At 43.7% G+C, this 14,752-nt stretch carries 17 protein-coding genes; 8 read left to right on the top strand and 9 right to left on the bottom strand.

Annotated elements, in window-relative coordinates; all coding sequences use genetic code 11:
• The first annotated feature begins 32 nt into the window (after nt 1–32).
• On the top strand, nt 33–1,058 hold the full coding sequence (locus ACHUET_RS01310) for a tyrosine recombinase XerC (RefSeq protein ID WP_394210333.1): 1,026 nt from the start codon (nt 33–35) through the stop codon (nt 1,056–1,058).
• 42 nt (nt 1,059–1,100) lie between these two features.
• Here ACHUET_RS01310 and ACHUET_RS01315 read toward each other — a convergent pair whose 3' ends face one another.
• A complete protein-coding gene (locus ACHUET_RS01315; protein ID WP_394210013.1) occupies nt 1,101–2,000 on the bottom strand; it encodes a nitrilase-related carbon-nitrogen hydrolase in 900 nt (299 codons plus the stop codon).
• 287 nt (nt 2,001–2,287) lie between these two features.
• On the opposite strand from ACHUET_RS01315, the gene rpoN reads away from it, so the two are divergent.
• Together rpoN and hpf are read left to right on the top strand one after the other, a co-directional pair.
• Nucleotides 2,288–3,934 (top strand): RNA polymerase factor sigma-54, encoded by a 1,647-nt coding sequence (gene rpoN, locus ACHUET_RS01320; RefSeq protein WP_394210015.1) that lies wholly within the window; start codon nt 2,288–2,290, stop codon nt 3,932–3,934.
• A 359-nt stretch (nt 3,935–4,293) separates the two neighbouring features.
• Entirely contained in the window at nt 4,294–4,674 is a 381-nt protein-coding gene (gene hpf, locus ACHUET_RS01325; RefSeq protein ID WP_075105727.1) for a ribosome hibernation-promoting factor, HPF/YfiA family, read from the top strand.
• 228 nt (nt 4,675–4,902) lie between these two features.
• Here the strand turns inward: hpf and thiS are convergent, their stop codons facing one another.
• From thiS to ACHUET_RS01345, 4 genes are all read right to left on the bottom strand, one after another.
• Nucleotides 4,903–5,103 (bottom strand): sulfur carrier protein ThiS, encoded by a 201-nt coding sequence (gene thiS / locus ACHUET_RS01330; RefSeq protein ID WP_394210018.1) that lies wholly within the window; start codon nt 5,101–5,103, stop codon nt 4,903–4,905.
• A 147-nt stretch (nt 5,104–5,250) separates the two neighbouring features.
• Entirely contained in the window at nt 5,251–5,625 is a 375-nt protein-coding gene (locus ACHUET_RS01335; protein ID WP_394210020.1) for a DUF423 domain-containing protein, read from the bottom strand.
• 24 nt (nt 5,626–5,649) lie between these two features.
• Nucleotides 5,650–6,513 carry an RNA polymerase sigma factor RpoH gene (rpoH, locus tag ACHUET_RS01340; protein WP_394210335.1) on the bottom strand — a complete coding sequence of 288 codons (864 nt, stop codon included), beginning with the start codon at nt 6,511–6,513 and terminating at the stop codon, nt 5,650–5,652.
• A gap of 241 nt (nt 6,514–6,754) precedes the next feature.
• The gene (locus ACHUET_RS01345) at nt 6,755–7,222 is read right to left on the bottom strand and encodes a sulfurtransferase TusA family protein (protein ID WP_394210022.1); all 468 of its coding nucleotides are present in this window, start codon (nt 7,220–7,222) and stop codon (nt 6,755–6,757) included.
• Nucleotides 7,223–7,542: 320 nt separating this feature from the next.
• On the opposite strand from ACHUET_RS01345, the gene ACHUET_RS01350 reads away from it, so the two are divergent.
• Entirely contained in the window at nt 7,543–9,237 is a 1,695-nt protein-coding gene (locus ACHUET_RS01350) for a M48 family metalloprotease (protein WP_394210024.1), read from the top strand.
• 29 nt (nt 9,238–9,266) lie between these two features.
• On the opposite strand, the gene ACHUET_RS01355 is transcribed toward ACHUET_RS01350, so the two are convergent.
• Both ACHUET_RS01355 and rpsU read right to left on the bottom strand, forming a co-directional pair.
• The gene (locus ACHUET_RS01355) at nt 9,267–9,716 is read right to left on the bottom strand and encodes a GatB/YqeY domain-containing protein (RefSeq protein ID WP_394210026.1); all 450 of its coding nucleotides are present in this window, start codon (nt 9,714–9,716) and stop codon (nt 9,267–9,269) included.
• A gap of 206 nt (nt 9,717–9,922) precedes the next feature.
• Nucleotides 9,923–10,138 carry a 30S ribosomal protein S21 gene (gene rpsU / locus ACHUET_RS01360; protein WP_010195908.1) on the bottom strand — a complete coding sequence of 72 codons (216 nt, stop codon included), beginning with the start codon at nt 10,136–10,138 and terminating at the stop codon, nt 9,923–9,925.
• Between the two features lie 640 nt (nt 10,139–10,778).
• On the opposite strand from rpsU, the gene ACHUET_RS01365 reads away from it, so the two are divergent.
• The 4 genes from ACHUET_RS01365 (at nt 10,779) to crcB (ending at nt 13,415) form a co-directional block, all read left to right on the top strand.
• Nucleotides 10,779–11,159 carry a hypothetical protein gene (locus tag ACHUET_RS01365; protein ID WP_394210027.1) on the top strand — a complete coding sequence of 127 codons (381 nt, stop codon included), beginning with the start codon at nt 10,779–10,781 and terminating at the stop codon, nt 11,157–11,159.
• 89 nt (nt 11,160–11,248) lie between these two features.
• On the top strand, nt 11,249–11,746 hold the full coding sequence (locus ACHUET_RS01370) for a c-type cytochrome (RefSeq protein WP_394210029.1): 498 nt from the start codon (nt 11,249–11,251) through the stop codon (nt 11,744–11,746).
• 220 nt (nt 11,747–11,966) lie between these two features.
• Nucleotides 11,967–13,043, top strand: a complete 1,077-nt coding sequence (gene tsaD, locus ACHUET_RS01375) for a tRNA (adenosine(37)-N6)-threonylcarbamoyltransferase complex transferase subunit TsaD (protein WP_394210031.1) — start codon at nt 11,967–11,969, stop codon at nt 13,041–13,043.
• Entirely contained in the window at nt 13,044–13,415 is a 372-nt protein-coding gene (gene crcB / locus ACHUET_RS01380) for a fluoride efflux transporter CrcB (RefSeq protein WP_371531579.1), read from the top strand.
• A gap of 170 nt (nt 13,416–13,585) precedes the next feature.
• On the opposite strand, the gene ACHUET_RS01385 is transcribed toward crcB, so the two are convergent.
• Both ACHUET_RS01385 and ACHUET_RS01390 read right to left on the bottom strand, forming a co-directional pair.
• On the bottom strand, nt 13,586–13,957 hold the full coding sequence (locus ACHUET_RS01385; RefSeq protein ID WP_394210032.1) for a hypothetical protein: 372 nt from the start codon (nt 13,955–13,957) through the stop codon (nt 13,586–13,588).
• A 213-nt stretch (nt 13,958–14,170) separates the two neighbouring features.
• The gene (locus ACHUET_RS01390) at nt 14,171–14,518 is read right to left on the bottom strand and encodes a DUF3969 family protein (protein ID WP_394210033.1); all 348 of its coding nucleotides are present in this window, start codon (nt 14,516–14,518) and stop codon (nt 14,171–14,173) included.
• Nucleotides 14,519–14,752 lie beyond the last annotated feature (234 nt).

Here is a 14,752-nt window from a genome sequence, read left to right on the forward strand (position 1 = left end):
CAAATGATATCAATAACATGGGTGCTTCTGATATGGTTATGTCCACTCATCAAGACGGTCAGACAACGCAAACGGCACCTTGGCTATCAGCTGAGCTGGCGGCGAATATAGAGTCAGATGCCGCGCTACGAGCGTTATTAGCACCTGTCCATCGTTGGCTCAATACGCTGTCCGTGCGTAATCACTCGCCGCATACGCTGACCGCTTATTTTGCTGGCTTAAACCAACTTGCACTGTTCTTACGCGGTAAGCGTCTGACGTGGACGCGCTGTGATAAGCGCCAATTGGCTCAGCATATCAGTCAACGCCTCGATGAAGACAAGCTTGCGCTTGCTAGTGTTCAGCAAGAGCTGTCAGCGATTCGGCATTTTTATGGTTGGCTTATAGAGGAGGATTTGGCGCGTATCAATCCAACGACTGGCTATCAGCTCAAGCGTAGCCCTAGACCATTACCCTCTATCGCTGATGTGGATTTGTTGACACAGTTATTGGATCAACAAATCCCTGATTCACCAGAGCAGGCGCGCTTGTGGTTGCGTGATAAAGCCATGTTTGAGCTGCTCTATAGTAGTGGTCTACGTGTTGGCGAGTTGGTTGCACTCGATATGGCTGATGTGGACTTGTCTGATTTGCGGGTGCGAGTCACTGGTAAGGGGAATAAAATCCGCTTAGTACCATTAGGTGCAAAGGCAGCAGAGGCGATAACGCGCTATCTTCCGCATCGCAATCTATGGGTTGAGCAGATGGACAGCGCCTTGTTCATTAGCGAAAAGCTCGGCACCAGACTATCGACACGAGCAGTACAGCAGCGTTTAAAAGTTGCTGCTACTCGCGCAGGTATCGCGCAAAACATGTATCCACATCTACTGCGTCATTGCTTTGCCTCACACATGTTGTCAGGTAGTGGTGACTTGCGTGCTGTGCAGGAGATGTTAGGACATAGCGATATCAGTACCACGCAAATTTACACCCACGTTGATTTTGCCAAATTAACGCAAGTCTATGATCGCGCCCATCCACGAGCCACTCACATTCAAAATGATAAAAATCCTACCTAATTGAGTAATCTAAGGTTTAAGCAATCTATGTTACTTCCTAAACTACGCCAAACGATGGCAATCAAAAATAGGCAGTTTTTGTCGACCTTGCACTTGAGCTTGCTTGTCTAACGATGCCATGACGACGGCGTATCCTTTATCTATGTCAGATGTCGTAGACAGATTTAGCTCACTGCTATCATGGCTCGCAATAACACTACCGTCAAAAGCAGTAATAGCGGTATGTCCCCACGTCTGGCGAGTATTGCCGTCTTTATACGCATGATCGCCGCCCTGTGCTGCACCTATCACCATGCACTGACTGTCCAAAGCACGTGCCTGTAACAATAGCGACCAATGCGCTTGTCCAGTCAGATAAGTAAAAGCAGAAGGCGCGCTTAATATATCAGCACCTGCTTGACGTAAGCGCTGCGCTAGAGCAGGAAAGCGCAAATCAAAACAGACCATCATACCCAACTGATAGACAGCGTCGCCAGACTCAAGAGGCGCAACCACGGTCTGCGTGCCCGGCTCAAACGTCGCTGCTTCATTGTAGCTGCCTTGCTTGTCGGCCACGGTCGCGGTAAACAGATGGATCTTGTCGTAGCGTGCCACTCGCGTCCCATCTGGCGCAAACAACTGACTGACTTGGCGTAGCCGACCATCAGGAACGACCATGCCATCAGGCCGATAAGGGCAAGGCAGTGAGCCTGCTAGTAGATAGACACCATGAGTGCGGGCATACTCTGCCATCGTCGTTGATAGCGCGTCAAAACGCTCTGCAGTCGAAAACTGCTGGCCCATGCTACAGCAGTTTTCAGGTACGACAACGAGTTCAGCACCCTGCGATTTGGCATCAATGATCGCCGCTTTTATATTCGCTAAATTGCTATCAATGTCTTGCTGGCTGTTCATTTGAATGGCAGCTGTGGTAAATTGAGGGATATTTGTTTGGTCATGCATGACAATATTCTCCGTAAATGTTGAGTATTGATGGTCGCTCATTACGTTCTTTTTATAATAAAATTTTGATGATCGTGAACAGGCCATTCATATTTATTGGTTGGCTATTGAGATAAAAGTGATAGGTTTATATAAGAAACATACCAATCGTATCTGGGTAGAATATAAATTATCGTAGCAAAATTGTCACAAAAAATGCTATCGTCATGTCCTGATCAGGTTATGTCACGGCCTCAATTGGCAAAATAAATATAATATCACCAAAATTGGAGTGTAATAAGCCGCCCATGAGTATGTCATTCGGATTGGCGAGCACGCTAAGCACCTCACAAAAACTGACACCGCAAATGCAGCAAGCCATTAAATTGCTGCAGCTCTCTAGTCTTGAGCTCGCACAAGAGGTTCAAGCCAAACTGGATAGTAATCCGCTGCTTGAACGTATCGAAGAAGATGATGACGAGTACGAGAATAACCGTGACGATAGAGCAGATGAGCTAAGCGAGTCATTAACACTTGATAGCTGGAACCAAAGCAGCAGTAACACATCTAGTGCAGGATCTGATAACCATACAGACTATGGTGACGATAGCACTGACAGCTGGGAGAAACTGCAGCAATCTAGTATTGATGACGGAGCGATGGATAGTGACAGCAGTTTTGACACTGATAGCTTCGATACTACCAGCTTTGATAAAGAGAATTACGCTTCGACATCAACAGGTTCAGGCAATAATAGAGGCGATGAGGATTTTGATAGTTATCAGGGCGGTACTTCGTCGACTATCCAAGATCACGTACGCTGGCAGCTCAACTTTAAGCGCCTATCAGAAGCGGATACCCTGATTGCAGAGTATTTGATGGACTCTATGGATGACATGGGATTCATACGAATCGATATCGATGAGTTGCTACAGAGCTTTGATACCATGGCCAACTTTTATCAGTGGGATGAACGCGTTGAGTACGACGAGGTCATGGCCGTATTGCGTATGATCCAGTCTTGCGATCCGATTGGCGTTGGTGCACGTCATTTGAGTGAGTGTCTAGCGATTCAGTTATCCAAGCTAGACGCCAAAACTCAATACCTTAAAGAAGCGAAAGCGCTGCTAACAGCGGGCGAGCATTTAGTCAGTAACAATATTAAAGCGCTTACTGAACGGACAGGTCTTGCCCCTGAGAAAATCACTCCTGCGCTTACCTTACTGCGCACCTTAAATCCTTCACCCGGATTACTCTTTCAGATCAACCAGCCTGATTATACCCAGCAGCCCGACAGTTACGATATTCCAGATGTGTTAGTCACACCTATTAGGAGTCGTAAAGCCACTGCCAATGCTGAGGCACTAGAAGACGGTTGGCATGTACGCCTCAATCCTGATACCTTGCCGAAGCTACGGGTCAACCAAGAGTATGCCAATTTAGTCAAACGCGGTGATGACAGCCCGGACAACCAATATCTACGTGAAAACCTCACCGATGCGCGACTCTTTATCCGCAGTATCGAAGAGCGCAATCAAAACCTATTAAAAGTAGCAACCAGTATTGTGCGTTATCAGCAGGAGTTTTTGCAGCACGGTGCGACGGCCATGCAACCACTTATTCTAAAGGCAATCGCAGAAGAAGTGGATCTACACGAGTCCACCGTCTCACGTCTCACTACCAGTAAGACGATTTTGACACCGCAAGGACTATTTTCACTAAAGCACTTTTTTTCTTCACACGTCAGCAGTTCGGATGGCGATATCTCATCAACGGCCATTAGTGCCATGATTAAAAAGCTAATCGCTGATGAAGATCCCAAAAAACCGCTATCGGATAGCCGTATTCAAAAAGAATTATTGGCAGACGGTATCGATATTGCCAGAAGAACCGTTGCCAAATATCGTGAAGCCATGAATATAGGTTCATCCACTCAGCGCAAACAGAAGTATTAATCGTTTAAATACAGTATTCTGCAACAATTTTGAGTAATCATTGATATTTCTGTGTAAAGATATAAAAAATAAAATTTTTTGATTATATAGAAACATGATAGAAACAACAGGTATTGTTACACTTAATTACAATTTAACGTCTTGCTACTATCCGTCTTTCATGACAAATTAGAGTCATACCAACAACGAAATCTAAGTGCCAATCTATAGTATTTACTTATAATGAATAAAGGAGACGATAAAAGGATACGTCGAAATCTTACTAGAGGCATTAGATAGATTATTGGTAAGGCAGGATGATAAGAGCAGGAATGCGACTTCATCTGTTGAATGTAAGTTACAAATACAAGGACAATAATATGAATGTTTCTATCAGTGGTCACCATATCAGTGTTACCGAAGCTATGGACACAGCAGTTCGTGAAAAGCTTGAAAAAGTAGAGCGACACTTTGATCAGATACAGAGTATTAAAGTGATATTATCGCTAGACAATAGTGGCGCAAATGATGGCGGTAAAAAAAGCCATAAAGCTGAAGCAATTATGCGCGTCTCAGGTCAAGAAATGTTTGTCCAAGCATTAGAAGATGATATGTATAAAGCCATTAACGAGATGGCAGACAAACTTGATAGACAAGTACGCAAGTACAAAACCCGTCAAGAGCGCAAAAAGACTCAGGGTGCTGGGCGTGATGAGCGCTATCAAGACACCACTCCTGCTGAAGCAGTACCAGCAGCTTAATGATACGTTTGAATCACGTTGATTAAGTAGGCAATCAGATCATCAAGAGCGTCTGAACAAGCTAAAAAATAAGAAATTTGACAAACAGCTATTTCATTCATTGGTGATTTACAAAAGAAAAAAGACCTCGAACGTTTGACACGTTGAGGTCTTTTTTAGTACTTCTCTAATGATGCAGTTAAGACTTAATAATTAATAAAAACTAATGACAGACTGAAATATAAAAAATCAGCCTCCGCCCACAGCCTGTACGACTTCGATGTTCATACCTTCTGCAATACGCAATTGAGCCAGTTCACTCTTTGGTATCAGCTCGCCATCCACTTCGACGGCGTAGCGTCCTTGACTGAGTCCAAGTTCATTGATGACTAATTGCACTGTCTGATGAGTGGTTTGTAAGTTTTTACCATTAACACTAATGGTGCTCATATAAAATCCTCCTTAATAATTTGAAATTCCTTATATTAGCCGTCCTCTTGTATTAATCGCAATATAGGTGCTTTGAATATTATGGGCGACTATTTGTAACTATACTCATAATATCAATCAATTTTCGGAAGGCATGAGTAAAATGGATTAATCCATTGAGTTCTCAAGTCGAAATGTAGAGATAGCAAGCCATAACCAACCCGCAATCATAAGAACCCCGCCAATGGGCGTAATCGCACCAAACCAGCGCGGTGCCCCAAGCGTCATTGCATATAGACTACCGGCAAATATAATAATACCGATTTGCAATAACCAAGCCGTAGTTTGAGTGGTATATTTTAAGCGTATCAGTAAGCCCACGACTAATAGACCCAGCGCATGTATGAACAAATACAGCGTCGCGGTATGCCACCATTCAAGCTGTTGTGCGCTGACAATATTCTCTAAACCATGAGCACCAAATGCACCCAAAGCGACAGCAATAGCCATATTAATTGCGGCAATACCGATCCAATTTAGCATGGCAAAACTCGTATTTTTTTAGAGCTACTGAATGTCATCTGGCAAGATCACGCTATCAATGGTCATGGCATCGCGGATTTTGTCCATCGCGTTTTTTTCGATCTGACGGACACGTTCAGCGGAGATAGAGTAAACCGCGGCCAGCTCGTGCAAAGTAGATTTTTGCTCAGAGAGCCAACGCTGCTCAACGATATCGCGCGAACGGTCGTCTAATGTCCCCATAGCCGCGATCAACGCTAATGAGTTGTTTTCTTCCCAGTCTTCTTCTTCCAACTGCTCAGCAGGATCGATGCCATCTTCCAAAAACAGCTGCGGTGCATAACGACCATCATCATCGTCACTTGACTGTGCTTCAAATGAGGCATCATAAGAAGTCAGTCGTGACTCCATCTCTAGCACTTGCTTGCGCGTAACATTCAAGTCTTTAGCAATTGCGTCTGCTTCTTCTAGCGTGAGCTGATTATTAGTTTTCTTTAAACTACGTAAATTAAAGAATAACTTGCGATGTGCTTTGGTGGTCGCGACTTTTACGATACGCCAGTTACGGATGACAAATTCGTGAATTTCAGCTTTGATCCAATGTACGGCAAAAGACACCAAGCGCACACCTTTATTGGGATCAAAACGTTTGACCGCCTTCATCAATCCAAGATTACCTTCTTGGATTAAATCAGCTTGTGGCAGTCCATAACCTGAGTAGCTACGTGCAATATGAATGACAAAACGTAGATGCGACATCACTAGTAGACGTGCTGCTTCGACATCGCCTTCATCGTAATAACGATGGGCGAGTTCTTGCTCTTGTACAGTAGTCAAGATAGGGATTTGATGAACGGTATTGATATACGCACCCAGATTGACCCCTGGCGCTGACAAATGGGTTGGCATTGCTGGCACCAAATCACGCGTACTGGTATTGCCTAATGTACTGGCGTCATAAGGTGGGCGCTGTGCAGCTGCCTTTAGTGCAGCATCGCGCGCATCGTTTTTTATAGGAGCTGTGCTGTCTTTTTTATTCGCATTCGCAGCATCAGAAGTAGTAGTAGCCATATTCTTGACCTTGGTTAAATAGTTAAGCAAATAGTCAGATAAAAATCTCTATAGTTGTAATTGTAAAGGACAGCAGCGTTTAGTTGCTATCAGTTTTGGTAATGATGAAGTGATATATTGTAGCGAAACGCTGCAATGATGTGCTATTGCCTGACAAATCAGTAACTTCGTTGACGATTAACGCTAAGTAGTCGTTTGTCTGTGTTTGCTGACTCTGACGACAAAACGCTGTGATATCAGCTTGCGAATTAGGATCCGTCGCGACCACATATAATGAGTCACCAGCGGCTACATTACGTAACGCGACTTTGGTTTTCAACAGTGGCATTGGACATGCAAGCCCGCGACCATCGACGAAACGCTTGATATTTAGTAAAGGTTGCTCTTTATCTATTTTGGTCTCAGTGTCAACATCTGAGCCACCATTCTCTACTGGCAACAAGTCTAACAGATGATTGATCTCTTGCTGCTCTGGATCGGATAAGCTCGCTGATAAGAAAATAGAGTGTGATGCACATTTGATGGGTAATTGGCTATCAGCGGACATAATACAAACCTTACAAGTATCAATATTTTGGTTTCTTTATCAAAAAAGGCTCTAACAATTATTCTTGATTATCGTCAATATATTTACGACAACCATGAGCTTACTATTATTGTGTTTAACCATTATACCAAATAGCCGATGTATAATTGCATTTGAATATAATCAACGTCATGTTCGGTTCATTAGAATCACACAGTCATGTTGCACAATCGTGACGGGTGGCTGAGTGATTGGTAGTTAAGCACATAGTAGAATTGACCTTATACAAACAAGCTCGTATAGTCGAAAAGACGTCGTCAACAATCTGATAGGATACGAATTTGTACCACGCTAATAGACCGCCACGACTTGCTAAAGCCACCAGCCATTCGATGAATAAGCTGTCGGAAAGCTCGCTATCTAAACTATTTGGGCAAACAGATAGCCGCAACTCTGTGGTTTTATCTTTTTCAAATAGTATCAAAATTGGACTGTCAGTGACACTGCTGGTAATTGCTACAAGTGCTCATAGCAAGGATGGTGATGATAGCCAAGCTATGCCATTTGCCAATCATTCATGGCAAACAGTAGAGTCACAATCGTTAGAGCTACCCAATTTGCGTGGGCAAGGACTGAGCTTTGCTGAGCAGTATCAAAATAAAATGCTTGGTGAGTGGTCATTACAGAACATCAATGGTCGGGTCAAAATGGAGCACGACCCTTGGGTGCAAGAAACGGTAAAAGACATGACGTGGCGACTCAATGCGCAGGCGCGTCAGCAAGCACCACTTGGTGTCGTTATTCTTGATAATCCCAGCATCAATGCTTTTGCCGCACCTGGCGGAGTCATCGGGATCAATACAGGGACGATATTGGCCGCCAAAAGTATGGATGAGCTGGCAAGTGTCATCGCCCATGAAGTCGCGCACATCAGTCAACGTCACTATGAGCATAGCGCAGACGAGCGCAAAAAAGCCTTGCTGATGCAAGTAGGCGGTATGTTGGCTGCGATTGCCGCTTCAGCAGTCGATGGTGACGCAGCGGCGGCTGTAATGGCGGGTAGCCAGACAGCCTCTATGAATAGCAGCATGGCTTTTAGCCGTAACAACGAGCGCGAGGCCGACCGAGTAGGGATGCAAATCATGACTCAGGCAGGCTATGACCCTCGGGCAATGCCACGGTTTTTTGCCACGATGAATCAACAAAGCCAGCTCAATCAGGTTGAAAATCGCTTTTTACCAAGCTTTGTACGCTCGCATCCGCTTAGTGATGAGCGACTGAGTGAGTCGCAGAGCCGTGCTGGGCAGTATCCCACACTGTCATTGAGCCAGCAGCAGCGCCATCAAGCCTTGTTTGATTTGCTCTATTGGCGTGTACAAATTACTGGCAAACATGCTTCTGAAGTGACGCTCACAACCGCTGCTAAAAATAGTCTGGGTGCCAAACTTGCCTTAGTGAGCTGGTATGGAGAACAGCAGCGTATCAAAGAGGCTAATGAGGTATTGGCTGAGATAAATAAACTCCCAAATACGCAGCGTCAAAGCCTAGAACCTTTGCTATCGATTACTCATAGCCAGCTTTTAAGTGAACAAGGCAAATGGCAACAAGCTGCAGATATTTTGGAGAGTCAGCAGCGTCTGTATCCTGAGCGCCGTGATTTGCGTCTGTATTTGGCGGAAGCGCTCACCAGTAGCAATCAACCAACAAAGGCGCAAGCGTTACTGAAACCATTGACACAGCAACAACCAAGCGACCGTTATGCATGGCAAAGCTTGCAGATGGCCAATGAAAAAATCGCTAAAACCACAACATCGCCGCAATTGGCCAATATCGCGACGATTAATGCGCTACGTTATCGCAGTCATGACCAGCTCTGGAATGGTCGCTATGAGAGTGCGCTGACCTCATTAACACAAGCCGAGCAATTGACCGAAAACCTGCAAGCCACCGCTCAAGGGAGTAGTGCTCGTCCGTTACTAGCCGCTATCAATACAGAAATAAAAGCAGTAAAAACCGCCAAAGACTTTGAGCCTTAGGCGGTTATTTGTATAACCGTAGCCGAAGCTTATTTTTGTAGCGCGTCTTTAACCAGCTTAGAGATGAGCGCAGGGTCAGCACGACCAGCGGTTTTGTTTTTCAGGACACCCATGACGCTGCCCATGTCACGCATCGAGGTAGCACCTTGCGTCGCGATTTCGGCGTTGACCAGCTGAGCAAGTTCTTCATCAGACATCTGGCTTGGCATAAACTCATTGATAATATCGATCTCAAACTGCTCTTTGGCAGCCAAATCGTCACGACTATTTTCTATAAAAATAGCTAGGGATTCGTGGCGCTGCTTGAGCTGCTTTTGTAATACTTCCAAGACTTGTGCATCATCAAGTTCTGTCTGACGATCGATCTCGATTTGTTTGACGACCGACTGTACATTACGGAGCACTTTAACACGCTCAAGCTCACGTGCTTTCATAGAAGTTTTGATACTGTCTGACAACGTCTGTTTAAGTTGGCTCACTGCTATTATCCTTAGTGGTTTGTTAAATGCTATTTGTTGGGTACTGTTTAATGAGTTTTTTTGGGGTAAAACCTGCTGAGAGCGGGCTTTTATAAAAAATGGCGTCAGCAGTAATAACAAAAATTGTAGCATAAAAAACGCCACTGATATCGATGGATAACAGTGGCGTTAGTGTAGCACTTGTACTTAACTAATCAGATTGTTGATTAGTACATACGAGTAGTACGAATAGTTTCGCGTTGTAACTTCTTCTTATAACGCTTTACAGCAGCAGCTTTCTTACGCTTGCGTACTTGCGTTGGTTTTTCATAAAACTCACGCTTACGTACGTCTGATAATACACCAGCTTTTTCACAAGCGCGCTTGAAACGACGGATAGCGATATCAACTGGTTCGTTTTCTTTAACCTTAACTGCAGGCATGAAGACTCCTCGATTAGGATGAGATATAAGGGCATTAGTTTGGCTGTGTGTTAGTATTTAGCCGTAATATCTCAAGATTACTGGCATCAGCTCAAACTAGGACAATTCTCACGCATGGGCGTAAGGGCGGTTATTTTAATAAAAAATATCAACAAAGTCAATAATTTTAACGATTTATTGTTTATTTATCACTCGTTTAGAGCGGTATTTAAATTAAACAGTCTTATTTTGAGTGACGTCAAAACACAAATTTTACGGTCAATAAAAATTCCCTACGGTCTATAACGGTTTAGTGGGAGTTTATGCTATGATATTTCCCATATTATAGGGTCTGTTTGATATTCAAATATTAGGGCTGCTGATGGCTAAAATGGCACCAAACTAGGCGAAAACCGACGATAATGTCGCGACCTTAGCTAGGGTTTCAACAACGTTTGGGGTAATTTTAGCATCAGCCTTTTAGGGCAGTACTCTTTTTTGCCACTATATGGCGAACTTGTTTAGCCTAGAATGACTAGGCGTCAACCATTTCACTACATATTGTCTAAAAAATAGTGACTGCCAGCGCCATATTTGAATATCAAACAGACCCTAATAAGCATATAAACCGTTTTGTGCGTATTTTATTGAGGATGTTGGAATGAAAAAAACAGTATTGAACACGGTGTTGAGCACAGCTTTTATCGTGGCGTTGGGTGCGGGCGTGAGTGCTTGTAGCGGCGGCGAAGAGCATGAAGAAGTATTGGCGATCGATATGGTAGATGAAGCGGCTGAGCTAGCACGCGCAAATGCCCCTGAAGCAGAAGACATGGAGTTTCCGGAGACTTCTGCAACTGCAGTGGCAGACAATGCGACGGCAGCTGATGAAGCAGGTGCGACTGAATCTGAAGCGATGAGTGTTGAGCAAGAAATAACAGGCGATACCCAAGCGGATAGTGCTGATACCGCGGCTGCGCCTGCTGCCACTGACAGCGCCGATATGGCAACACCTGAAGATGCTGCTGCAACACCTGCTGAATAAGCCTTTAATTAGACTCGTAATATAATATTAAGAGTCTATGAACTGCTATAAAAAATTTGGCCACAGACGCATCAAATAAAGGTAAGGTCATGATTGATATACAGCGGCACATAAAGAGACTGAGCTTATCTGTCATCAGTCTGAGTGTGTTATTAGTATTGAGCGCTTGTAGTGATGATAACGCGACTACGGAAGAGTCTACCGCAACCAACGAACCTGCTGCTACGAATGTTGAAGAAACAGTTGCAACAGAATCTGAAGCTACGGTGCCTGAGCCTATGGTTGAACCTGAGTCTGCCGACATGGTGGTTGAAGAAGAGAGTGCCGCTGAGCCTGAAATGCTCGCTGCAGATACTGGTGCTAAACTTTACGAGTCAAACTGTAAAGTTTGCCATACGGCGGGTTTATTGAATGCACCGAAATATGGTGACACAGCCGCTTGGGCGACTCGTTTGACCAAAGATAAAGAAACGCTGTATATGCACTCTGCTAAGGGTTTCAATAAAATGCCAGCACAAGCGGTAGATGGTGTCAGTGAGGCACAAGTCAAAGCCGCTGTTGATTATATGCTCGCGTCAGTAAGCTGATACGGTATATATAGAGTATATCAGTTATTGAAATTTGTTAAACTGACCGTCATTGTGACTGACAATGGCGGTTTTTTATGCGCGTTTTTTATTACTATCGATTTTAACAATATGACTGGCTGTGCGAAGCTGATTTGATTCGCTACTCAAAATTTTAAAGTGATATACAATAAAAACGCGGTAAAAAATAGTCCGAAAACAAAAGCATAAAGGCAAAAGTATGAAGGTATTGGGTTTAGAGACGTCTTGTGATGAAACTGGGCTTGCGATCTTTGATAGCGAGCAGATCAATAATGATAACCAAGGGTTAGTTGGGCAAGTACTGTACTCACAGATTGAGCTGCATGCACTCTATGGCGGCGTTGTACCTGAGCTTGCCAGTCGCGATCATATTCGTAAGCTTGTGCCCTTACTCAACGAGCTGCTTGAGCAGTGTGACATGAAAAAAAGCGAGATCGATGCGATTGCCTACACTAAAGGGCCAGGGCTAATCGGTGCCTTGATGACCGGCGCATTATTTGGCCGCAGTCTGGCGTATGGTTTGGGTATTCCTGCGATTGGTATTCATCATATGGAAGGGCATTTGCTCGCGCCGCTTATGGGTGCCAATCCACCCGCCTTTCCATTTGTCTCGCTGTTAGTCTCTGGCGGTCATACCTTACTTATTGCCGCTCATGGTGTGGGACAGTATGAGATATTGGGTGAGTCGATCGATGATGCGGCGGGTGAGTGCTTTGATAAGGCTGCTAAGATGCTGGGCTTGCCTTATCCCGGTGGCCCTAATATTGCCAAACTGGCAGAAGCTGGCAATCCTGATGCTTACGCACTGCCAAGACCGATGCTTCATCGAGGTTTGGATTTTTCATTTAGTGGTATGAAAACAGCGGTACATAATCTGATCAAAGACACCGATGGCTCGGATAGTGATCCGCAAGTTCGTGCGGATATCGCCGCGAGCTTCCAACATGCAGTGGTCGATACACTAGTGAAAAAATGTGTTAAAGCACTCAAGCAAGCAGATATGAGCCGTCTGGTCATTGCAGGCGGCGTCAGTGCCAATACGCATCTGCGCGAAACCTTGGAGGCCGAGCTGGCTAAAATCAATGCAAGCGTTCATTACGCACCGCCTGCGCTGTGTACAGACAATGGTGCGATGATTGCTTATGCAGGGTTTGAGCGCTTGCAGGCAGGACAGTCTGATGACTTGGGCGTTAGCTGTATTCCGCGCTGGCCGATGACCGAGTTGCCACCTGTCACCAGCACCGCTAACGAAAACAACAACACTCAAGGTATCTAGGTGCAGTGGCTTGCTATTGGTCTGGGAGCAGCATTCGGTGCTTGCCTGCGCGCGTGGTTATCGCGCTTCAACGCTTTAAATAGTTGGGTACCACTTGGGACTCTGAGCGCTAACATACTGGGCGGGCTTCTAATTGGGCTTGCGCTAGTATGGTTTGAGCGTATGGGAAGCAATCTATCTGATCATGTGCGTGTCTTTGTGATTACTGGCTTTTTGGGTGGGTTAACTACCTTTAGTACGTTCAGTGCAGAAGTATTTGGTTTTATTCATGATGGGCGGTTGCTAGCAGGCTTAGCGCTCATCGGTTTGCATGTTGGGCTGACATTATTGGCAACCGCGCTTGGCTTTTATTTCTTTAAGTTGGTTTTGTAGGCGTTGATAGATATTAATCGTTTAAGAGTCTGTTATAAGTAGTCTATTAATACGTTTGAAGAGTGAAATAGCTAGTTCCCTTGGGGTATACCCTATAAAAACCCTATGCATAACGTTAATAAAGCTAATCTGTGCTAGTTTTGATATGTGTAAATCAGAATATCTGAAATTCATTTACAAAGATTGTCTCTCATATCTTTAGATATAAGGCCAACTAAATACATATCATGAAAAAGGTTATTTCTATCTTCATCTACAACTTGCCGAATAAAGCTCCCAAAGTCTTGAGAGTCGATGTGGGTCAACAGGTTTTTTTTCAGTGTTTTAGAGAGACTGCTTGTCACATCGAATTTACCGCATAAAACGTAAAGCACGAAACAGACTAAGAATGACTCAATCTCTGAGAAACTTTCTTCATAATGATAGTCTACATACCCTAAAACTTCGTCATAACTTATATCGACCTTTGGCTTGTCAACTAGACATAAGAAAAAGTCATCAAGTACGTCTAATCTAAAATCCATATAGCTAATTTTTTTCATAAATGCTTATTCTCTTCAAAAGGAGTAAGAGTTGTCTAGACTTAGAATAAAAGCAGTGTAGCGATAGATTAATATGGTCAACAGTTCGATGCCTGTATAGCGCACCGAACATATTCCAACAACCGACTTGATGACAAATGAAGTTGTATAGAGTAAGTCGATTTGCACTGGTTACATTGAATTATAGTATTACTGTGTCGAAGCAATTTTAGATCAATCGCTATCTATACCAAGTGAAGTAATAATTTCTAGTACATTGCGCATTTCTTCAGAATCACCAATAACTAACATTTCAATGAACTCATTCTCAAAACGCGTCAATTCTTTTTGATATTTTTCAATACCTGAAATATCTAGTACATCCTCTAGAAACAACGCTTGATTTACAATTTCTGAAAAATCATTCAAATGTTTGTTTTTTTCTAATGCATCCAAACCATTTGGACTAAATATTAATTGATGTGCTTGGTCGTTACTGATTCTGCCAAGATGAAGTAATCGGAAAACTCCAATCAATAGGATGTTTAGTATCAATTTATTAGGGTTGAATGTATCAATCATTATTAGTTACTCCAATAGATTTTTACTTTAACATCGCAATTTGTACTAGGCTTATTAGATACCCAAAAACGGTAATTTTTCCTAAAAGCTATCAAACAAGACTATTTTAGCTAATCACATCATGAACAAACTCTAGAATATGCATGGTAAGTACACCATGAAGTACACTGTGAGTATTTCATCGAGTTAGAACATTGATACCATGAGCCCACAGCTTAGCGTTCAAGTCCTCAC

This window comes from Psychrobacter piscatorii (assembly GCF_043641605.1).
Classification (GTDB): Bacteria; Pseudomonadota; Gammaproteobacteria; order Pseudomonadales; family Moraxellaceae; genus Psychrobacter; species Psychrobacter piscatorii_C.